The organism is Kaistia granuli DSM 23481 (genome assembly GCF_000380505.1).
Taxonomy (GTDB): domain Bacteria; phylum Pseudomonadota; class Alphaproteobacteria; order Rhizobiales; family Kaistiaceae; genus Kaistia; species Kaistia granuli.
In genome coordinates this window covers 46,434-68,207 of the sequence record NZ_AQYH01000008.1, presented here as the reverse complement: position 1 = coordinate 68,207, position 21,774 = coordinate 46,434, and the positions used below count along the sequence as shown (strand labels likewise).

Here is a 21,774-nt window from a genome sequence, read left to right as displayed (position 1 = left end):
CGGATTCCGCGCCTCGAAAGGCGGCATGGACTCGGCGCGCCATTTTGCCGGCCGCGAGGCGGTTTGGTTAACGCTTCTTTACCAATTTTCGTAGATATTCCGACCGAATCCGATTCGGTTGGAAGGAAAGCGTTTTGGCGAAGCATGTCGCCGTCCTCATGGGCGGGTGGTCCAGTGAACGACCGGTGTCGCTCAATTCGGGGAACGGCTGCGCCGATGCGTTGGAGCAGGCCGGTTACAGGGTCACGCGCGTCGACGTGCAGCGCGACATCGCCGAAGTGCTGGCGCGGCTGAAGCCGGACGTCGCCTTCAACGCCCTGCATGGTCCGTTCGGAGAGGACGGCTCGATCCAGGGCGTGCTCGAGATCCTCGGCATTCCCTATACCCATTCCGGCGTCCTCGCCTCGGCGCTCGCGATGAACAAGGCGCGCGCCAAGGACGTCATGAAGGCGGCCGGTATCCCGGTCGCGGATTCGCTTCTGCTCCACCGCCTGGAAGCCGCCAAAGCGCATCCGATGAAGCCGCCTTATGTCGTCAAACCGGTCGCGGAGGGGTCGAGCTTCGGCGTGCTGATCGTCCGCGAGGATGCGATTAACCCGCCTCAACAATTATTTGCGGATGACTGGGCCTTCGGCGAGACCGTCATGGTCGAGCGTTACGTCGGCGGACGCGAGCTCACCTGTGGGGTCAAGGGTGACGAAGCCTTTGATATCATTGAGCTCGTGATGGCCGATGGTGGCTGGTACGACTATGATTCCAAATATTCCGACCATGGTGCCCGCCACGTAATTCCGGCGCCGCTTTCACCAAATATTTACCAAAGTATACAGAATCTAGCGGTACGGGCGCATCAGGCTCTCGGGTGTCGCGGCATCAGCCGGGCGGACTTCCGATACGACGATCGTCCGGACGGTACGGGGGAGCTTGTCTGCCTCGAAGTGAATACCCAGCCGGGCATGACGGCAACGTCGCTGGTCCCGGATATGGCGCGATATGCCGGGATGGACTTCCCGGCGCTGGTCAGTTGGATGGTGGAGGACGCATCTTGCGGCAGATAAGCCCGAGATCGACCAAGGAAGCGGCGAATGATGCGCCGATGGCAGAGATGGCCCCGGGCCTGAAGCTGCCGTCATGGCTGCGTCGGCGGATCCGCGCGCTCTCCCGCACCCAGTGGCAGGTGCCGCGTCATGCTGGCCTGAAGGGCACGGCGCTGCTGTTCGCGGCGACCGGCATCGCCGGCGTCATCTCGGCTGACCGCGTCGACGAAACGCTGACCTGGGTCAGCTCGGCCTCGGGCCTGGCGATTGACAATGTTCGCATTACCGGCCAGTCCGAAACCTCGGAAATCGCGGTATTGAACCGCCTGGAACTACAGCCGGAAGCCTCGCTGGCGCTGCTCGATCTCGCCGCGGCCCGCGAGCGCGTCGAGACGCTGCCCTGGGTCGAGAACGCGACGCTGCGCAAGATCTATCCGGCGACGCTCAAGGTCACCATCAACGAGCGCAAGCCGTTCGTGCTGTGGCAGCGTGACCAGACGCTGTCCGTCATCGACGAGACCGGTCGCGTCATCAGCGATGCCTCGGACGGACATTACGACCTGATCCGCGTCGTGGGGCAGGGCGCCGACAAGCGCGCCGGCGAGGCGCTCGCGCTTGCCGACACCGCCGCCTCGATCCGCTCGCGCCTGCGGGCCGCCGTGCTCATTTCCGAGCGGCGCTGGAACCTCGTGCTCGACAATGGCGTGACGCTGATGCTGCCGCAGGACGAGCCGGCGGAAGCGCTGGCGCTTGTCGCTGCGCTCGACCAGAAGGACGGCTTCCTGTCGAAGGACATCGTCAGCGTCGATATGCGCCTCGGTACCCGCATGTTCGTCCGCCTGACGCCGGAAGCAGCCGAACGGCGCACCGCCCAGATCAAGGAACGCGAGAAGCTCGCCAAGCGTAAGGGAGCGAGCACCTGATGTCCCTGTTTGTGTCATCCGACAGCCGCATGCGTCCTCTGCCCACCAAGAAAAGCACCGTCGTGTCGATCCTCGACATCGGCTCCTCGAAGATCTGCTGCCTGATCGCCCGGCTGAAGCCGCGCGAGGTCGGCGACGTGCTGCCCGGCCGTACCCATGCCGTCGAAGTGCTCGGCATCGGCCATCAGCGCTCGCGCGGCATCAAGTCCGGCGTCGTCGTCGATCTCGACAAGGCCGAGCAGGCGATCCGCATGGCGGTCGACGCGGCCGAGCGCATGGCCGGCTGCACGGTCGAGTCGCTGATCGTCAACGTTTCCTGCGGCCGTCTCGCCAGCGAGGCGTTCTCCGCCAGCGTCGCGCTCGCCGGCCACGAGGTCGTGGAAGCCGACATCAAGCGGGTTCTCTCGGCCGGCCGCGAGCATTCGATCACCGATGATCGCGCCGTCATCCACTCGCTGCCGATCGGCTATGCCATCGACGGCAATGGCGGCATCCGTGATCCGCGCGGCATGCTGGGCGAGCGCCTCGGCGTCGACATGCATGTCGTCACCGGCGAGACCGCGCCGCTGCGCAATCTCGAGCTGGTGATCGGCCGCTGCCATCTGTCCGTCGAGGCCATGGTCGCGACGCCCTATGCCTCCGGCCTCTCGGCGCTTGTCGACGACGAGACGGAACTCGGCGTCGCCTGCGTCGATCTCGGCGGCGGCACGACGACCATCTCGGTCTTCATGGACGGCCAGTTCGTCCATGCCGACGCGATCGCCATTGGCGGCCAGCACGTCACCACCGATATCGCCCGCGGTCTCTCGACCCGGATCGAGGATGCCGAGCGGCTGAAGACCATGCATGGCAGCGCGCTGCCGAGCGTGTCGGATGACCGCGACATCCTCTCGGTGCCGCCGATCGGCGACGACGACCGCGATCTGCCGAACCAGATTCCGCGCTCGGCGCTGACGCGGATCATCCGCGCCCGCATCGAAGAAATCCTGGAACTCGTCCGTGATCGGCTCAACGCCTCCGGATTCCAGACCATGGTCGGCCGGCGCATCGTCCTGACGGGCGGCGCCAGCCAACTGACAGGTATCACCGAGGCAGCACGGCGGATTCTTGCCCGCAATGTTCGTCTCGGTCGTCCGCTCGGCGTAACAGGTCTGCCGGAGGCGGCACGCGGGCCGGCCTTCTCGGCCGCGGTGGGTCTTTTGATCTATCCGCAGGTCGCGCAGATCGAGCAGATATCCGCGATGCGGGGGCATCGTTTGGCCATGACCGGAACAGGTGGGTATTTTTCCCGCTTCGGGCACTGGTTCAGAGAGAGTTTTTGAGTTGCAGCAAGATGAAGCGGCCGCGGCGGGCAGCTTCAATTTGATGGAAATATGGTCGGGGAACGCCACCGGCTTAGGGGTCAAGACGACGAGGTCACCATGACGATCAACCTGAAGATGCCGGATATCACTGAGCTGAAGCCCAAGATCACGGTCTTTGGCGTCGGCGGCGCGGGTGGCAACGCCGTCAACAATATGATTCGCTCGGGCCTGGAAGGGGTCGAGTTCGTCTGCGCCAACACCGACAGCCAGGCGCTGATGTCGGCTCGCGCCGAACGCCTGATCCAGATGGGCGTCGCCGTCACCGAGGGTCTCGGCGCCGGATCGATGCCGGATGTCGGCCGCGCTGCCGCCGAAGAAGTCATCGACGAGATCAACGATCATCTCGCCGGTTCGCACATGGTGTTCGTCACCGCCGGCATGGGCGGCGGCACGGGCACGGGTGCGGCCCCGGTCATCGCTCGCACGGCCCGCTCGCACGGTATACTGACCGTCGGTGTGGTGACCAAGCCCTTCCAATTCGAAGGTGCCCGCCGTATGCGCGTTGCCGAAGCCGGCATCCAGGAACTGCAGGAAAGCGTCGATACGCTCATCGTCATCCCGAACCAGAACCTGTTCCGGATCGCCAATGAGAAGACGACCTTCGCCGACGCCTTCGCGATGGCCGACCAGGTCCTGTATTCGGGCGTCGCCTGCATCACCGACCTGATGGTCAAGGAAGGCCTGATCAATCTCGACTTCGCCGACGTCCGTTCGGTGATGCGCGAGATGGGCAAGGCGATGATGGGCACCGGCGAGGCCTCGGGCGACCGTCGCGCGATCATGGCCGCCGAGGCCGCGATCGCCAATCCGCTGCTCGACGAGACCTCGATGCATGGCGCCCGTGGCCTGCTGATCTCGATCACCGGCGGCCGCGATCTGACGCTGTTCGAAGTCGACGAAGCCGCGACCCGTATCCGCGAGGAAGTGGATCCGGACGCCAACATCATCCTCGGCGCGACGTTCGAGGAGAGCCTCGAGGGTGTCATCCGCGTGTCGGTCGTGGCGACCGGCATCGAGTCGGACCTGAAGGACGAGGTTTCGCCCGGCGACCTGCGCACGCAGGACATGGCGAACCGCATGAAGGCAGCCGCCCAGGCCGCCGCTCCGCAGGCCCCGCAGGGTTCGCGCCCCGCGGTCGAGACCCGCTCGGCCGCTCCGGCCCAGGCTCCGACCTTCCGTCCGGCCGTGCCGCAGCAGGCTCCTGTGCAGCAGCATGCCCCGGCGCAGCCGACGATGCGGGATCCCGGCGTCACCATCGCTCCGATGGCACCGCCGGCGGTCTCCTATGCCGAAGCCGAGCTCGATCATGAGTTCGACATGGTTCCGGCTCCGGTCCGCGAAGAGCATGTTCCGGCTCCGCAGCCCTTCATCCCGCCGGCAGCCGAAGCTCCGGCCGCTGCCCGCATGCCGCGCGTCGAGGACTTCCCGGTCGTCGCCCAGCGCGAGATGCAGGCCCAGCGCGCCGAAGCCCAGCCGCAGCACGAGGAAGATCGCGGCCCGATGAGCCTGCTTCGCCGCCTGGCGAATGTCGGTCTCGGCCGTCGCGAAGAGGAAGCCGCGCCGCAGGCGAACCGCCCGCAGCCGGCCCCGCAGCAGCGCGCGCCGCAGCAGGGTCAGCCGCAGCAGCCGCCGCGTCAGCCCCAGGCCGCCGCGCCGCGGGCTCCGCAGCAGCCGATGGCACCGCGGGCCCCGCAGCAGTCGCAGGACGCCATGTATCGTCCGCGTCAGGCCGAGCTCGACCAGCATGGCCGCGTGATGCCGCGCAGCGAGGATGACCAGCTGGAGATTCCGGCCTTCCTCCGCCGTCAGGCGAACTGATACCGCATAGCAGCATCGAGGCCCGGCTCTGGAGACAGCGCCGGGCCTCTTTTGTTAAGGAGCCGGTCGGCCGCGTTACAGAAGGTTAGAAAGAGTGATTTGTTGACCAGGTGGTCGAGGCTCTATCTATCCAACACAACATGCTGACGAATCTGACGATTCCCTGTTGGCCTGCCTTCCTGGTCCATGGGTATCAGTCGGTCGGAACAGCAGCGGGCGGACCACAGAGCAGTCGGGAATTTTGACAAGCTCTCTTGGGGCGATTTGATGGCTAAACGACAGGGCATGCACCAGACCACCTTGCGCGATCGCGTCGTGGTCTCGGGTATCGGCGTGCATAGCGGCAAGCCCGTGGCAATGGCTCTCAATCCGGCCGAGGCCGATACGGGCATCGTCTTCCACCGCATCGACGCCGGCGACTCGCATCCGATCCATGCGCGGATCGATCGCCTGCACGCGACCGATTCCTGCACGACGGTGGCCTTTGACGGCCTGTCGGTCGCCACCATCGAACATCTGCTGGCGACCTTCAACGGCCTTGGCGTCGACAATGTCGTCGTCGAGATCGATGCCGGCGAAGTGCCGATGATGGATGGCAGCGCCGCCGCCTTCGTCGAACTGGTCGATCAGGTCGGCGTTGTCGCGCTCGCCGCGCCGCGCCGTTTCGTCAAGGTTCTGAAGCCGGTCCGCATCGAGCACAACGGCGCCTTCGCCGAGCTGCTGCCCTTCGACGGTCGCCGCTTCGAGATCGACATCGACTTCGCCTCGCCGCTGATCGGCCGTCAGGCTTTCGTGGTCGACCTCGACGCCGAGATCTTCCGTCGTGACCTCGCCCGCGCCCGCACCTTCGGCTTCATGAAGGATGTCGAGTTCTACTGGTCGCGCGGCCTGGCGCTCGGTTCCTCGCTCGACAACACCGTCGTGCTCGGCGAGGACAAGGTGATCAATCCGGAAGGCCTGCGCTTCGCGGACGAGTTCGTGCGTCACAAGACGCTCGACGCCGTCGGCGATCTGGCGCTCGCCGGCGCGCCCATCCTCGGCACCTATCGCTCGTATCGCGGCGGTCATCGGATGAACGCCAAGATCGTCGAGGTGCTGCTCGCTGATTCGGATGCCTGGACCTATGTCGAGGCTCCCGTCCCGGCCAAGCGCGAGGTTGTCCACGCCCAGATGCCGGTCCGGTTGCCGGCCGCGGCCTTCGGTCCGGACAAGTCCTAGCCTGAAACGGCGGCATATTCCGCACAAACGGGATATTTCCGTTACCGGGGCGCGCTCTGCCACGAAATTGCAGCAATGCGTTGCGACGGCTGGTGGCGTCATCGTGCTGTTTCCGCTAGAGAGGCTGCACCGCTTTGCCCCATCGAAAGAGGCGATGCCGGCTCACGCCGGTTCGATGTGTGAATGAACGAATTTAGCTCGATCCGCCCGTCGACCTTTGCCAATCTTGGCCGGTTCGGCTCCGTCACCCTGCGTGCCGCCGCGCTTGTCGCGCTGGTCGCGGTCGCCGGCTGTTCGCTGACCAAGGACGATGATGCCGCCGACGAGCCAGACGTTCCGGCAGGCCAGATGTACAATCAGGGTCTGACCCTGATGGAGAACGGCAAGCTGAGGGCGGCGGCGAAGGAATTCGAGAAGGTCGATCAGCAGCATCCCTATACGGAATGGGCCCGCAAGGCGCTGATCATGACGGCGTTCACCAATTACCGCCTCGGCAATTACGAGGAGAGCGTGACTGCTGCGCAGCGCTACATCTCGCTCTATCCGTCGAGCCAGGATGCCGGCTACGCGCAGTACATGATCGGCCAGTCCTACTTCAAGCAGATCCCGGAAGTGACGCGCGACCAGATGGCCACCAAGAAGGCCATCGCCGCCATGCAGGAGGTCGTCGACAAGTATCCGAACTCCGAATATGTCGACGACGCCCAGAAGGCGATTGTCGTGGCGCGCGACCAGATGGCCGGCAAGGAAATGCAGGTCGGCCGCTACTACCTGGAGCGCAAGGAATATCCGGCGGCGATCAACCGCTTCAAGCTGGTCGTGACCGACTATGCGAACACCCGCCATGTCGAGGAAGCGCTCTACCGCTTGACGGCCGCCTATTACGCGATGGGCATCGTTCCGGAAGCGCAGACCGCTGCCGCCGTGCTGGGTCACAACTTCCCGAACTCGCAGTGGTACAAGGACGCCTATTCGCTTCTCCAGACGGGCGGCGTGTCGCCTTCGGAGAACAAGGGCTCCTGGATCAGCCGCGCGTTCCGCTCCGTCACGGGCTAACGGGAGACAGGGCGCGCCATGCTCGCCGCGCTCGCAATCCGCGACATCGTCCTCATCGACCGGCTCGAGATCGATTTCGCGCGCGGTATGACCGTCCTGACCGGTGAGACCGGCGCGGGCAAGTCGATCCTGCTCGATGCGCTCTCGCTCGCCCTTGGCGGGCGAGGGGACGGCGCGCTCGTGCGCCAGGGTGCCAGCCAGGGCCAGGTCACGGCGGTCTTCGACGTCGGGGCCGATCATCCCGCCAGGGCGCTGCTCGGCGGCAATGCCATCGATCATGACGGCGACATCATCCTGCGCCGGGTCCAGACCGGCGACGGGCGAACCCGCGCCTTCGTCAACGACCAGCCGGTCAGCGTCGCCATGCTGCGCGACGTCGGTGCATCGCTGGTCGAGATCCATGGCCAGCACGACGACCGCGCGCTCGTCGATTCCGCGATCCACCGCCGCCTGCTCGATGCCTTTGGCGGCCTCGATATTGAGGCGACCTCCGTCGCCGAGGCGTTTCGTGCCTGGCGATCGGCCGAGAGCGAAGTGGCGGCGCTGCGTCGGCGGATCGCATCGGCCCGCAGCGAGGGCGACTATCTCCGCGCCTCGGTCGAGGAACTGTCGAAGCTCGCGCCGCAGCCCGGCGAGGAGACGGAACTCGCCCAGCGCCGGCACACGATGATGCAGGCCGAGAAGATCGCCGGCGACCTCTCAGACGCGCATGACACGATCGCCGGCCATACCTCGCCGATCCCCAACCTGGCGAGCCTGGCGCGCCGGCTCGAGCGCAAGCGCGACCAGGCCGGTGGTCTGCTCGACGGCGTGGTCGAGGCGATCGACAGCGCGATCGACGCACTGGAAGAGGCCGAGACGATCCTGACCCGTTCGATGCGCGACAGCGAGTTCGATCCGAAGGAACTGGAGCGGACCGAGGAGCGCCTGTTCGCGCTGCGCGGCGCCGCGCGCAAGCATGACGTCGCCGTCGAGAACCTCGCCGCCCTGCGCGACCGGATGGTCGCCGATCTCGCGGCGCTCGATTCCGGCGAGGAGCGTCTTGCCGCGCTGGAAGCGGCGTCCGAAGCCGCCTGCCGGCGCTATGATGCGCTGGCCGCCGCGCTGTCGGCCCGCCGCCGCCTCGTGGCCGAGGAACTCGAAGGCCGCGTCGCCGAGGAACTGCCGGCGCTGAAGCTGGAGCGCGCTGCCTTCATCGTCTCGATCGAGACGGATGCGGAGGAGCGCGGCGAGGCCGGCATCGACATCGTTAATTTCTTCGTCCGCACCAATCCGGGCACCCGCCCGGGGCCGATGATGAAGGTGGCTTCCGGCGGCGAGCTCTCGCGCTTCCTGCTGGCGATCAAGGTGGCGCTGGCCGATCGCGGTTCGGCGCCGACGCTCGTCTTCGACGAGATCGACACCGGCGTCGGCGGCGCGGTTGCCGAGGCGATCGGCAAGCGCCTGGCGCGCCTGGCCGAGAGGGTGCAGGTGCTTTCCGTCACCCATGCGCCGCAGGTGGCGGCGAGGGCGGGAAGCCATCTCCGCATCGCCAAGGACGGCGTCGACGGCGAGGATCGCGTGGCGACCGGCGTCACGCCGCTCATCGGCGAAGAGCGGCGCGAGGAGATCGCCCGCATGCTGGCCGGCAGCGTCATCACCGACGAAGCGCGCGCGGCGGCGCAACAGCTGATCCACGGCACCGCCTGATCCAGGCTTGCAGTTTTTGCTGCGCTGCGTCATTTTATCGATGTGGTTTGCGGGTCCGCCACAGGCCTGCACGTAGGCGTTAACGTCAAACAACGCGCCGATCGAGCTTGCCCGAGCAGGTTCGACCTGCGTGGCGTTGACCAAGTGACGTTGCACCGGTCGGACTGCTCCTTCCTGGAGTTACCATGTCCGATACCCAATCCCCCGCGATTCAAGCCCCCGCACCGCATGAAACCTATCGCGTCCGCTATCCGCTCAGGATCCGTCGCCTGACGGTGCTGCGGACGGCGCGGCTGTCGTCCTCGATGATCCGTGTCACCCTGACCGGCGCTGATCTGGCCGATTTCGAAAGCCGCGGCCATGACGACCACGTCAAGCTATTCTTCCCCCGTCCGGGCGAGGAGACGCCTGTCCTGCCGACCTTCGGTCCGAACGGACCGGTGTTTCCGGAAGGGACGGAGCGCCCGATCTCGCGCGACTACACTCCGCGCCGCCTCGATCTCGTCGCCAGCGAACTCGACCTCGACTTCGCGATCCACGAGGCCGGCCCGGCCACGGCCTGGGCGATGGAAGCCGCGCCGGGCAGCATCCTGAACATGGCGGGTCCGCGCGGCTCGATGATCGTTCCCGACGATTTCGACTGGTATCTCCTGGTCGGCGACGACACGGCGTTGCCGGCCATCGCGCGGCGGCTGGAGGAATTACGGCCGGAAGCGAGGGTGACGGCGTTGATCGAGGTCGGCGGTGTCGAGGACCAGATCCCGCTGCCGGCGCGGTCCGGCGCCGAGATCGTGTGGCTGCATCGCGACGGCGCTCCGGGCGAGGGGACGCGCCTCGACGATGCGGTCTCGGCTTTCCAGCTGCCGGAAGGCGAGGGCTTCGCTTGGGTCGCCTGTGAATCGGACACGGCGAAGCGGCTGCGGCGCCTCCTGGTCGAGACGCACAAGTTGCCGAAACAGCGCGTGAAAGCGTCCGGTTACTGGAAGCGCGGCCTCGTCAGCTATCACGACACCCACAACGACTGACGCCTTCCGGGTCGCCGGCGGGAGTGCGGCACGGGGGCTCCCGTGCCGCCTTCCTGTCTCAGTGCAGCGGCTGGATGTTCTGGTTGACCCGGAACAGGTTGTTCGGGTCGAACTTGGCTTTCACCGCCGTCAGGCGTTCGAAATTGTCGCCATAGGTCGCCTTGAGCCTTCCGTCGCCCTCGTCATCCATCATGAAGTTCACATAGCCGCCGCCTTGGTTATGCGGATGCACGGCCTGCCAGTACGACTTGGTCCAGCGGGTGATCGGTCCGGCCTGCTGCGGGTTGGGATCAATGCCGGCGATCACCATCGACCAGCGGGCGTCGCGGGCGTTCCACGCCGTATCCGCCTTGCCGACGCGGTGGACGGCGCCGTCGATCGGATAGAGGTGCATCAGCGACAGCATGCTCGGCGTGTTCGCCGCCTGCTGCAGATGGGCGTCGATCGCGGCGTCGGTCAGCTCGCTGACGAAATCGCCTTTCCAGTACCATTGCATGCCGGTCGGCAGCAGTGGGTCGAACATGCTCTGCAGGGCCGGGAAGGGCAGCATGCCCATCCAGTTGACCAGTGGCGGCGGGACGCCGTCCAGGAAGGGCTTCATCGCCCGTTCGCCCTCTTCCTGCGGGCCGTTGTAGCAGGAGATCAGCGCGCAGATCCGCTTGCCCCAGTGCTCCTGCGGGAACGGATCGGCGGAAGGCATGGTCTTCAGGCCGAAGAAGGCGCCGAGTTGTTCCGGCGCTTTCGGCAGGGCATCGCGATAGCGCCGCATGACGGCGCCGGCATCCTTCTGGTCCCAGAAGATCGGGCCGCCATAGACCATGTCGACCGGATGGGCCCGGAACAGGAAGCTCGTCACGACGCCGAAATTGCCGCCACCACCGCGCAGCGCCCAGAACAGATCCGGGTTCTCGGTCTTGTTCGCGGTGACGAAGCTGCCATCGGCGAGCACGACATCGGCCTCGAGCAGGTTGTCGATGGTCAGGCCGCATTGGCGGGTTAGATAGCCGGTGCCGCCGCCAAGCGTCAGACCGGCAATGCCCGTCGTCGAGACGATGCCGGCGGGGACCGCGAGGCCGAAGGCGTGCGCGGCATGGTCGACGTCGCCCTGCGTGCAGCCCGGTCCGACGCGGACCGTGCGGGTCGCCGGATCGACGCGGACGCCCTTCATGGACGAGAGGTCGATAACCAGCCCGTCATTCACGCTGGCCAGGCCCGGACCATTGTGGCCACCGCCACGAATGGCGATGAGCAGCTTGTGTTCGCGGCCGAAATTGACGGCCTCGATGACATCCGCCACGTCGCTGCATCGAGCGATCATCCGCGGCTTCTTGTCGATCATACCGTTATAGAGCTTGCGGGCTTCGTCATAGTCGATGCTGTCGCGATCGATCACCGGACCCCGCATCCTGCCGGAAAGTTCCGCTGCTTCTTGTGAGCGCATGGCTGCCTCCTTGGTTGCCGCGTCCGCCGCGCGCCTCGGAAGTGCCCAGGACATGGTACGCCAATGCGTTGCGATCGGCCATGCCGCCAGGGTAGATGTCGACCTCAGCCTCAGTGGAGCCTTGGACGCTCGGCCGCCAGCGTCTCGTCGTGGAGGATCATCGCGGCGAAGGCCTCCGGCGTGTCGACCAGATGCGCCAGCGCCGCCTCGATGGCGCGCCTCGACGCAGCGGCCGGCGGCGCCAGCGGCAGGCGGGGCGCCGGATTGAAGCCGGTCCTCAGGCACGACACGGCATATTTGATCGCGACCGGTTCGGGTTCGCTGCCGAGAGCGGCGAGGAGCGGCAGCAACTGGCGATGCAGGGCCGAGGCGAGGACGAGATCGCGCTGGCGGCAAGCTTCCTGGATCGCGGCGGAGACGCCCGGCAGAAGATTGGCGATCGCGGAAAGACAGCCCTGGCTGCCGACCGTATGGTGCTGCACGGCCAGTTCGTCCCGGCTGGAGAGCCGAACAAAATCCGGACGGTCTGGGAATGTGTGAAGCGCTGCCGCGCCGCCGTCGCCGGGCTCGACGATGCCGAGGATCGACGGGATCCGCCGCAGTCGCGCCAGGGTCGCCGTCGTGAGCGCGACGCCCGTGCGGTCGGGCGCGTCCTGCAACAGGATCGGGATGTCGACAGCGCTGGCGATTGCCTTGAAATGCTGGAACAGGCCTTCCTGCGACGGGCGACTATAATAGGGCGTCACGACGAGGACGGCGTCGGCGCCGGCAAGCCGCGCTTGTCGCGTCCGGGCGATCGTTCGTTCGGTGCAGTGGCAGCCGGTCGCGGCGATCACCGGCCGGCGCGCCGATGCCGCTTCGATGGCGAGGTGAACCAGCCGGTCGCGTTCCGTTTCCGACAAGGTCGATCCCTCGCCGGCGACGTTGCAGGGCACGAGCCCGTCCGTGCCCTGCCGGATCTGCCATTCGACGAAATCGCCGAATGCCCGTTCATCGAGGCCGTCCCCCTTGAAGGGAGTGACAAGCGCGGTCATCGAACCGCGCGGAATGACGTCTTTCACGACTGTTTGCCTTTTGCGGATCTCGGAGAAAATGGCGAGCTGGGACCTGCCGGAAGTGAATGCAGGCCGGTCCATCGTCAGCGGGCTAGATCGGCAGTTCGAGCCGTTCCTCGACCAGTTCGATGGCGTCCGGACGGTAGCCGCTCTCGGCGCTGGCATAGCGCAGCGCCGCTGTGCGGTCGGCGAACAGTCCGCCGGCATGTCCGCCGGTCTCGACCGCCAGCCAGTGGCCGAGCCTGTCCTGGCCGACGCGGAAGCGCAGTTTTTCAGATCCGGTCGCTGCGAGCGGGGCCGTCTTGATGTCGCTTGACGTGTGCATGGTTCTTCACGGGGTACCCAGCGCGGGATGTGCGCCGCGTCGGGTAAGGTGCGGCTGCGCGCATAAAGGATCGAGGGGCAGGAAGGCGTCGCCAGATAGGGATCTCATAGGGTCCGGCCGCAGGCACGGGGGTACCTTTCGATCCGTCTGAAGCCGGCAAAGCGCTGTTTTCGCCACACCCTGAAAACCGATGCGGCAGGCCGGAAAATCCCGGTTGATCATAAGGAAGCCTTGGAGCTATGAAGGGCTTTCCGGAAGGAAACTAGCTGGCTGCCTTGTGATCGTCGTCACGGCCACGCCACAAAGATATGCCTAGTATAGGTTGCTTCCGCGCCGACCGCTTTGGGCTGGTTCCACCACTTTGCCCCCAACGACCGGCCGCATTTCGTACGGGCCATACCGCCCGTCGATCCGATTTTGGAAATCAAAATGTCCGTTCTGTCCGTGGGCGCTCCCGCACGCCCGGCCCGCGAGCCGTCTTTCGTCGAGTTCGTCGTCATCATCGCTTTCATGATGGCGCTGGGCTCGATGTCGATCGACAACCTGTTGCCGGCCTTCGGCCATATCCAGCACGATTTCGGCTTGGCCTCCGCCAATGAAGTCCAGCTGATCCTGACCGTCTACATGGCGGGCTTCGCGATCATGCAGCTCTTCTACGGGCCGGTCTCCGACATTGTCGGCCGCAAGCCGACGCTGACGATCGGCCTCGTGATCTTTTCGATCGGCAGCGTGATCGCGCTGTTCGCGCCGAATTTCGAACTGCTGCTCGTCGCCCGCCTGATCCAGGGCATGGGCGCGGCGGCGACCCGCATCCTGTCGGTGGCGATCGTCCGCGACCGCTATGAAGGCCGCGAGATGGCGCGGGTGATGTCGTTCACCATGATGATCTTCATCATCGTGCCGGTGTTCGCGCCGGCGATCGGCAGCCTGTTCCTGCTGTTCGGCACCTGGCACATGATCTTCGTCAGCATGCTGGTGATTGCCGTTGCCATCGCCGTCTGGTTCGGCAAGCGCATGCCGGAGACGCTGCACCCGGAATACCGGATGCCGTTTTCGTTCGCGCGGATCGCCGGCGGCGCCAAGCGCTGCCTGCAGCAGCGGGCGACGGTCGGCTACTCGACCGCGATCGGCCTGATGTTCGGCGGCCTGATGGCCTATATCGGTTCGTCGCAGCAGATCTTCGAGACGGAGGTCTATGGCCTCGGCACGATGTTCCCGCTGGTTTTCGGCCTGATCGCCGCCGTGATGGGCGTCGCCTCCTTCGTCAATGTCCGGCTCGTCCGCCGGCTCGGCATGCGGCGCATCTCGCATGCCGGCGTTTGCGGCCATGTGCTGATGTCGCTGATCCTGGTCGGTTGCGCAGTCTGGTTCGACGGCAAGCCGCCGCTGCTCCTGTTCGCGGGGATCCTCGCCGCCTGCCAGTTCCTGTTCAGCCTGACGATGCCGAACTTCAACACGATGGCGATGGAGCCGCTCGGCGACATCGCCGGCACGGCATCTTCGATGATCGGCTTCTACACGACGATCCTGGGCACGATCGTCGGCATGGCCATCGGCCAGGCTTTCGACGGCACGGTTGTGCCGCTGTCGGTCGGCTTCCTGGCGACCGGTGTCCTCAGCCTGATCGTCGTCTACTGGACGGAGCGCGGCCGTCTGTTCGCCCCGCATCATCCCGATCCCGCCGCCGTGATCGAGATCGGTCACTAAACCGGCTGTTGGCCGAGAGGCCAACACCCTTGCGACCAATCCGATGGCGCGGCATAGCTTTTCCCGAATGGGAGTTCTGCCATGCCGTCGGATTTGTTGCGCGAGATACCGGTCGATACGCTAAAGGCGGACGAGGCGGCTCGGGAGCATGAACGCCTCAGCGCCGAGATCGCCGAAAATGATCTTCGTTATCACCAGGAAGACGCGCCGGTCATTTCGGACGCGGACTATGATGCGCTGCGCCGCCGGCTGGTCGCCATCGAGGCCCGCTTTCCTGAGCTGAGATCGGCGGTCAGCACCTCGGTCGGCGCCGCCCCTTCGGTGAAATTCGCCAAGGTGCCGCATGTCGTGCCGATGCTGTCGCTCGACAACGCCTTCGACGATCAGGACGTGGTCGACTTCATCGACCGCGCCCGCCGCTTCCTCAAGATCGAAGGCGCCATATCCTTCACGGCCGAGCCGAAGATCGACGGCCTCTCACTGTCGCTGCGCTATGAGGGCGGCCGGCTCGTCACCGCGGCCACGCGTGGCGACGGTTTTGAGGGCGAGAACGTCACCGTCAACGCCCGCACCATCGGCGATATTCCCGAGAAGCTGCCGGCCGGCGTGCCGGAGATCGTCGAGATCCGCGGCGAGTGCTACATGGCGCATGTGGATTTCCAGGCGCTGAACGCCCGCATGGCGGCGGCCGGCGGCGGCAAGACCTTCGCCAATCCGCGCAACGCGGCCGCCGGCTCGCTGCGCCAGCTCGATCCGAAGATCACCGCGTCGCGGCCGCTGCGCTTCTTCGCCTATGCCTGGGGCGAGATGAGCGCCATGCCGGCCGAGACCCAGATGGGCATGGTCGAGGCCTTCGCCAGCTGGGGCCTGCCGACCAATCCGCGCATGACGCTCTGCAGCACCGTCGAAGAAGCGCTCGCCTTCTACCACGCGCTGGAGACCGATCGCGCCGGGCTCGGCTACGATATTGACGGCGTCGTCTACAAGGTGAACTCGCTCGCCCTGCAGAACCGGCTCGGCTTCGTCTCGCGCAGCCCGCGCTGGGCCGTCGCGCACAAGTTTGCCGCCGAGCAGGCGGTGACGGTGCTGAACGGCATCGACATCCAGGTCGGCCGCACCGGTGCGCTGACGCCGGTCGCCAAGCTGGAACCGATCACCGTCGGCGGTGTCGTCGTCTCGAACGCGACGCTGCACAACGAGGACTACATCAGGGGTATCGGCGGCGACGGACTGCCGATCCGCGACGGCGTCGATATCCGCGTCGGCGACACGGTCGTCATCCAGCGCGCGGGCGATGTCATCCCGCAGATCGTTTCCGTCCTGCTCGATCGCCGCCCCGCCGATGCCGTGCCCTATGAGTTCCCGACCCTTTGCCCCGTCTGCGGCAGCCATGCCGTGCGGGAGGAGGGCGAGGCGGTGCGGCGCTGTACCGGCGGGCTGATCTGCTCGGCGCAGGCGGTCGAGCGCATCCGCCATTTCGTCTCGCGCAATGCCTTCGACATCGAAGGGCTGGGTGAGAAGCAGGTGCAGGCTTTCCACGAGTGGGGGCTGATCACCGAGCCGGCCGACATCTTCACGCTGGAGGCGCGCGACGCGGGTCAGCTGCAGCGGCTGAAGAACCGCGACGGTTTCGGCGAGACCTCGGCGCGCAACCTGTTCGCGGCGATCAACGAGCGGCGCAGCATCGCGCTCAATCGCTTCATCTATGCGCTCGGCATCCGCCATGTCGGCGAGACCAATGCCAAGCGCTTCGCCCGCCATTTCGGCACCGTCGAGGCGTTCCGGGACACGGCGCTGGCCGCGCGTCCGCCGGGACCGGAGCTTCTCAAGGGGAACGACGCCTGGGTCGAGCTGGTCGGCATCGAAGGCATCGGCGCGGTCGTGGCGGAGGCGGTGGTCGACTTCTTCGACGAGCCGCACAATCGCGACGCTTTCGCCCGACTCCTGGAACAGGTCACCCCCCAGCCGCTCGAGGCCGCCAAGACGGACAGCCCCGTCGCCGGCAAGACAGTCGTGTTTACCGGGACCCTGGTCCGGATGACGCGCGAGGAGGCCAAGGCGATGGCCGAGCGCCTCGGCGCCAAGGTCGCCGGCTCCGTTTCGAAGAAGACGGATCTGCTGGTCGCGGGGCCCGGCGCCGGATCGAAACTCAAATCCGCCGCCGAGAATGGCGTCGAGGTCATTGACGAGGATGGCTGGTTCACGCTGGTCGGCGCGGAATAGCCATGTCCTCGACAAGCGCTGAGGCCCACCCGGTCGGGTAGGCCTCAGTTCCTGCGGCTTCTGGGTCTTACGGCGCCGCGGGAGCCGTCGTGGGGGCCGCTGGGTCCGTTGCCGGGGTCGGCGTCGTGGCGGCCGGCGGCGTCATCGGGTCAGCCGCCGGCATAGTGGTATCCGGCGCGGCTGCCTTGGCGGCGTCCGATTCCTGCTGGGCGGCGGTCTTGAATTCCGGCGCCGTGTTCAGCTCTTCCTTGGTGGTGGCGAGCACCAGCTTGACGCCATTGTCGATCTTGACGCGATCGAGCGTCTCCGGCGCCACGGCGACGTCCTTGCGGCCGATGCCAAGGAAGCCGCCGACACCGATTACCACGGCTTTCACCTGACCCTGATCGGTCGCCAGGATATCGACGATCTTGCCGAGATTCTCGTCCGTGCCGCTATAGACGGTCGAGCCGATCAGATTGGAGGCGAGCCAGTCGGTCGTGCCGTTTTCCAGGACGATGAAACGTCCGGCGGGCGCAACCGTGGTTGTGGTCGCCGCCGGTGCGCTGGTCTCGGCAGGCGGAGGCGCATCCTGCGCCAGCGCGGGGCCTGCAGCGAGGAGAGCGACCAGGGCGGTTGTTCCGAGAAGTTTCTTCATGGTCGTAACTCCGTGTTTTTCATAGCCAATTGAGCTTGGGCTCGATCGGACAACGGAGTGTCGGCAGGGACGTTCCATCACGAAGCCTATCGCTATGACAGGTTTCGTGATGGAATCGGGCAATGGAATTTATGCTTCCAGCGGTTGTGTCGCGGCGATCAGGAAGTCGAGCGCCGCGCCGTCCAGGGAGGGCGCGAGCATGTCGCGGACGCGGGCGTGATAGGCGTCCATCCACGCGCGCTCGGCCGGGCTAAGCAGGGCGACGTCGATCAGATTGCGATCGATCGGGGCCAGCGTGATCGTCTCGAAGCCGAGCATCTCGCGATCGCCGCCTTCGATCGGGGCGGGCGGTGTGACGACGATCAGGTTCTCGATCCGGATGCCATAGGCGCCGGTCTTGTAGTAGCCGGGCTCGTTGGAAAGGATCATGCCGGGTTCCGGCGGCAGGTGGCCCGCCTTGGAGATGCGGACCGGGCCTTCATGCACGGACAGGAACACGCCGACGCCATGGCCGGTGCCGTGGTCGAAATCGAGGCCGGCCTGCCAGAGGGCGTGACGCGCCAGCGTATCAAGCTGCGCGCCGGACGTGCCTTTCGGGAAGCGCGCCGTGGCGAGCGCGATGTGTCCTTTCAGCACGCGGGTGAAGCGATCGCGCATCTCGGCCGTCGGTTGGCCGATGGCGACAGTGCGCGTGATGTCCGTCGTGCCGTCGCGATATTGCGCGCCGGAATCGACCAGATAGAGCGTGCCCGTCTCGAGCTTGCGGTCGGTCGCCTCATTGACGCGGTAATGCACGATGGCACCGTCCGGGCCGGCGCCTGAAATCGTGTCGAACGAGATTTCCAGCAGCGGCATGCCGTCGGCAGCGCCAGCTTCGGCGCGGAACGCCTCCAGCTTCTTGGCGACGCTGATCTCCGTCTCGCCGCCCTTGGCGCCATTCTCGTCGAGCCAGGCGAGGAAGCGGGTCATGGCGGCGCCGTCGCGGCGGTGCGCCCGGCGCGTGCCGTCGAGCTCGACGGCGTTCTTGCGTGCCTTCGGCAGGACGACCGGATCGGAGCCCTCGACGATCACGCCTTGGGCGTCGGTCAGCGCGGTCACGAACAGGGCAGGCGTCGTCTGCGGATCGACGAGCACCCGCCGCCCGGCGGCGCCGAGGGCTGCGAGATCGGCGAGCAGAGCGCGCTCCTCCTTGATGTCGGCGCGCTCGGAGAGCGCGTCGCGCACGGCGTTGGAGAGCTTGCGGCCGTCGACATAGAGCGTCGGGCGCTCGTCGCGGCGCAGCAGCGCATAAGAGAGCACTACCGGATTGTGCGGCACGTCGGCGCCGCGGATGTTGAAGGCCCAGGCGATCGAATCGGATTGCGCCAGGATGGCGGCGTCGACGTCCTTCTCGGCGAGGATCGCCTGCAGGCGCTCGATCTTGGCATCTGCCGTTTCGCCAGCCAGTTCGTCCGGCTGCTGCACCACCTGGGTGAGGGGAGCGGCGGGCCGGTCGGTCCAGATCGCGTCGACCGGGTTTTCGTCGAGCGCGACCAGCTCGGCCTTGTTCGCCTTGCAGGCAGCCTCGAACCGCCGAACTTCCGCAAGCGTCAACAGGCGCGGGTCATAGCCGATGCGATCGCCCGCCTTCAGCTTGCCCTTCAGCCACTGATGCGGTGGCAGCGAGATCAGGTCTTCCGGCGTGAAATCGGCGACATCAACCTGATCGCGCACCTGCAGCGTATAGCGGCCGTCGACGAACACCGCCGCCTCGTCGGCGAGCACGACCGCGGCGCCGGCCGAGCCGTTGAAGCCGGTCAGCCAGGCGAGCCGTTCGGCCGATGCGGGGATATATTCGCCCTGATATTCGTCCGCATGCGGCACGATGAAGCCGGATAGGCCGACGCGGGCGAGGTGGGCACGCAACGCTACGAGGCGATCGGTGATCGGGTGGGCGCGGCTCGGCGCGTCGAAATTCTGGAACATCCGCTTTGGCCTCTTTTTCGCAGTCGCGATGGTTTGCGAGACCCTAATCGGGCGGGCTGGAGAGGGCAATTCCGGCAAGACCGGTGTTTGCATCGCGGCGCAATTGTGGCGGTATCTTGTGCGTTGCAAAAACCGCATGTCAGTCATACCGATACAGGTGTACCTTCACGTCAGCGTTATGGGTATGAAGGCGATGGTTAAGGGATGCAGGGTGCATCTCAGCAAAAAGGAATTCAGATCATGTTGGCTGCAGCTTACGGCGAAATCGGCGTTGCCTCGGCAGGAAGCCGCGGGCATGGCGTCGTTCGGCGCGCTGCTGCCCGGATGACGCATGTGCGCGAGCGCCGTATGCCGCGCTTCGTGAACGGCTACCAGCTGTCGCTCGACGACGCATCGCTGGCGACCTTCGGCTATGACCGCGAGACGCATGAGCGCCGCGCCATGGGTTCGATCGTCTGATTGAGACTGGCTCGGGTCGGCCTGGCGTCGATCGAGCCGCGCGGATCTTGTTGATCGGCGCCTGATTTGCAAAATCCGCGACAGCCCGTCGCGGATTTTGTACGTTTTGCGGGGTGCGCACGCGGCTGCCCCGGCTTATGGTCCGGCAGCCCCCAACCGAATGCTGGACATCATGCTGCAGGATCGCATCCGCCTCGCTTCGCTTCTCGACAAGGTCATGTCGCCGGCGGAGGCGGCATTGCTGATCCGCGATGGCATGACCGTCGGCATGAGCGGCTTCACCCGCGCCGGCGACGCCAAGGCTGTGCCGCTGGCGCTGGCCGAGCGCGCCGCCACCGAACCCTTCGGTATCACGCTCATCACCGGCGCCTCGCTCGGCAACGGTATCGACGAGGTGCTGACGCGCTCGCATGTGCTGAAGCGCCGGCTGCCATTCCAGTCCGATCGCGTGCTGCGCAACGCCCTGAACAAGGGCGAGGTAATGTTCATCGATCAGCATCTCTCCGAGACGGTCGAATTGCTGCGCTCGCGCCAGATGGGGCCGATCGACGTCGCCGTCGTCGAGGCGATGGCGATCACCCGCGAAGGCGGCATCATTCCCACCACCTCGGTCGGCAATTCGGCCACCTTCGCGATCCTGGCCGAAAAGGTGATCATCGAACTCAATCTTGGCCAGTCGCCCGAGCTCGAGGGCCTGCACGACATCTACATTCCGACCCGGCGGCCGCATCGCGAGCCGATCCCGGTCGTCTCGCCGGACAGCCGCGTCGGCCTTCCGTTCATCCAGATCGATCCGGCCAAGATCGCCGCCATCGTCGTCACCGAGCGCCAGGACAGCTCGGCGGAAACCACGCCGCCCGATGACGAGACGCGGGCGATCGCCGGCCATCTGATCGAGTTCCTCAGTCACGAGGTCCGCAAGGGCCGTTTGACCGAGACGCTGGCGCCGCTCCAGGCCGGCATCGGCTCGATCGCCAATGCCGTGCTGCACGGCCTGATCGACAGCCCGTTCCACGACTTCACCATGTATAGCGAGGTGCTGCAGGACAGCACGTTCGACCTGTTCGATTCCGGCAAGCTCGCCTTCGCGTCCGGCTCGTCGATCACGCTGTCAGCTTCCTGCCAGGCCCGCGTCATGCCGGATCTGCGCCATTACAAGAGCAAGCTGGTGCTCCGCCCGCAGGAAGTTTCGAACCATCCGGAGGTGCTGCGCCGCCTCGGCGTCATCGCCATCAACACCGCGCTCGAATGCGACATCTACGGCAACGTCAACTCGACCCATGTCGGCGGCACGCACATGATGAACGGCATTGGCGGCTCCGGTGATTTTGCCCGCAACGCCTATATGGGCATCTTCGTCACCAAGTCGCTCGCCAAGGACGGCTCGATCTCGCGCATCGTGCCGATGGTGCCGCATGTCGACCACAACGAGCATGACGTCGATGTCGTGGTAACCGAGATCGGGCTGGCGGACCTGCGTGGCCTGGCGCCGCGCGAGCGGGCACAGGTGATTATCGCCAACTGCATCCACCCGAGCTATCGCGAGCTCGCCGCCGACTATTACAGGCGCGCCGTTCGCGACCATGGCGGCCAGACGCCGCATCTGCTCGCCGAGGCCTATTCCTGGCACCTGCGCCAGGAACAGACGGGCTCGATGCTGCCGTCGATCGGGTAGGGAGCAGCGCTCCGCCGCGACCATAACTCTGTCGTCATCCCGGACGCAGCGAAGCGGAGATCCGGGATCCATCCAGCCGGGTTGCCGGGAGTTTTCGTTTCCGAAAACGCGGCTGAATGGATCCTCGCCTTCGCGAGGATGACGGCGATCGTGGGCC

The 21,774-nt window shown here is 66.1% G+C and carries 17 protein-coding genes; 12 read left to right on the top strand and 5 right to left on the bottom strand.

Annotated elements, in window-relative coordinates:
- Nucleotides 1-134 precede the first annotated feature (134 nt).
- The 8 genes from G342_RS0112660 (at nt 135) to G342_RS0112625 (ending at nt 10,130) form a co-directional block, all read left to right on the top strand.
- Nucleotides 135-1,058, top strand: a complete 924-nt coding sequence (locus G342_RS0112660; RefSeq protein ID WP_018183520.1) for a D-alanine--D-alanine ligase — start codon at nt 135-137, stop codon at nt 1,056-1,058.
- Between the two features lie 38 nt (nt 1,059-1,096).
- Nucleotides 1,097-1,960, top strand: a complete 864-nt coding sequence (locus tag G342_RS0112655) for a cell division protein FtsQ/DivIB (RefSeq protein WP_018183519.1) — start codon at nt 1,097-1,099, stop codon at nt 1,958-1,960.
- Nucleotides 1,961-1,989: 29 nt separating this feature from the next.
- A complete protein-coding gene (gene ftsA, locus G342_RS0112650) occupies nt 1,990-3,282 on the top strand; it encodes a cell division protein FtsA (protein ID WP_026304386.1) in 1,293 nt (430 codons plus the stop codon).
- Between the two features lie 99 nt (nt 3,283-3,381).
- Nucleotides 3,382-5,142, top strand: coding sequence for a cell division protein FtsZ (gene ftsZ / locus G342_RS0112645; RefSeq protein ID WP_018183517.1), 1,761 nt, complete (start codon nt 3,382-3,384; stop codon nt 5,140-5,142).
- 267 nt (nt 5,143-5,409) lie between these two features.
- A complete protein-coding gene (gene lpxC, locus G342_RS0112640; RefSeq protein ID WP_026304385.1) occupies nt 5,410-6,360 on the top strand; it encodes a UDP-3-O-acyl-N-acetylglucosamine deacetylase in 951 nt (316 codons plus the stop codon).
- Nucleotides 6,361-6,543: 183 nt separating this feature from the next.
- Nucleotides 6,544-7,416 carry an outer membrane protein assembly factor BamD gene (locus tag G342_RS0112635; RefSeq protein WP_018183515.1) on the top strand — a complete coding sequence of 291 codons (873 nt, stop codon included), beginning with the start codon at nt 6,544-6,546 and terminating at the stop codon, nt 7,414-7,416.
- Between the two features lie 18 nt (nt 7,417-7,434).
- On the top strand, nt 7,435-9,105 hold the full coding sequence (gene recN, locus G342_RS0112630) for a DNA repair protein RecN (RefSeq protein WP_018183514.1): 1,671 nt from the start codon (nt 7,435-7,437) through the stop codon (nt 9,103-9,105).
- 185 nt (nt 9,106-9,290) lie between these two features.
- Nucleotides 9,291-10,130, top strand: a complete 840-nt coding sequence (locus G342_RS0112625; RefSeq protein WP_018183513.1) for a siderophore-interacting protein — start codon at nt 9,291-9,293, stop codon at nt 10,128-10,130.
- Nucleotides 10,131-10,188: 58 nt separating this feature from the next.
- Here G342_RS0112625 and G342_RS0112620 read toward each other — a convergent pair whose 3' ends face one another.
- The 3 genes from G342_RS0112620 to G342_RS0112610 form a co-directional block, all read right to left on the bottom strand.
- Nucleotides 10,189-11,571, bottom strand: a complete 1,383-nt coding sequence (locus G342_RS0112620) for an FAD-binding oxidoreductase (RefSeq protein WP_026304382.1) — start codon at nt 11,569-11,571, stop codon at nt 10,189-10,191.
- A 110-nt stretch (nt 11,572-11,681) separates the two neighbouring features.
- On the bottom strand, nt 11,682-12,632 hold the full coding sequence (gene dapA / locus G342_RS24065; RefSeq protein ID WP_198010790.1) for a 4-hydroxy-tetrahydrodipicolinate synthase: 951 nt from the start codon (nt 12,630-12,632) through the stop codon (nt 11,682-11,684).
- An 85-nt stretch (nt 12,633-12,717) separates the two neighbouring features.
- Nucleotides 12,718-12,951, bottom strand: a complete 234-nt coding sequence (locus tag G342_RS0112610) for a hypothetical protein (protein ID WP_018183510.1) — start codon at nt 12,949-12,951, stop codon at nt 12,718-12,720.
- A 429-nt stretch (nt 12,952-13,380) separates the two neighbouring features.
- Between G342_RS0112610 and G342_RS0112605 the strand changes: the two genes are divergently transcribed.
- Nucleotides 13,381-14,658, top strand: coding sequence for a multidrug effflux MFS transporter (locus tag G342_RS0112605; protein WP_018183509.1), 1,278 nt, complete (start codon nt 13,381-13,383; stop codon nt 14,656-14,658).
- Nucleotides 14,659-14,739: 81 nt separating this feature from the next.
- Nucleotides 14,740-16,881 carry an NAD-dependent DNA ligase LigA gene (gene ligA, locus G342_RS0112600; protein ID WP_018183508.1) on the top strand — a complete coding sequence of 714 codons (2,142 nt, stop codon included), beginning with the start codon at nt 14,740-14,742 and terminating at the stop codon, nt 16,879-16,881.
- Between the two features lie 67 nt (nt 16,882-16,948).
- Here ligA and G342_RS24060 read toward each other — a convergent pair whose 3' ends face one another.
- Together G342_RS24060 and G342_RS0112590 are read right to left on the bottom strand one after the other, a co-directional pair.
- Nucleotides 16,949-17,518, bottom strand: a complete 570-nt coding sequence (locus G342_RS24060; protein ID WP_018183507.1) for a PRC-barrel domain-containing protein — start codon at nt 17,516-17,518, stop codon at nt 16,949-16,951.
- A 129-nt stretch (nt 17,519-17,647) separates the two neighbouring features.
- Nucleotides 17,648-19,483: an aminopeptidase P family protein gene (locus G342_RS0112590; RefSeq protein WP_018183506.1), complete on the bottom strand. Its 1,836-nt coding sequence runs from the start codon at nt 19,481-19,483 to the stop codon at nt 17,648-17,650.
- Nucleotides 19,484-19,723: 240 nt separating this feature from the next.
- Between G342_RS0112590 and G342_RS24055 the strand changes: the two genes are divergently transcribed.
- Together G342_RS24055 and scpC are read left to right on the top strand one after the other, a co-directional pair.
- Nucleotides 19,724-19,942, top strand: a complete 219-nt coding sequence (locus G342_RS24055) for a hypothetical protein (RefSeq protein ID WP_051094217.1) — start codon at nt 19,724-19,726, stop codon at nt 19,940-19,942.
- Nucleotides 19,943-20,114: 172 nt separating this feature from the next.
- Complete coding sequence (gene scpC, locus G342_RS0112580) at nt 20,115-21,617, top strand: succinyl-CoA:acetate CoA-transferase ScpC (protein ID WP_026304380.1); 1,503 nt, start codon at nt 20,115-20,117, stop codon at nt 21,615-21,617.
- The last annotated feature ends 157 nt before the right edge of the window (nt 21,618-21,774 follow it).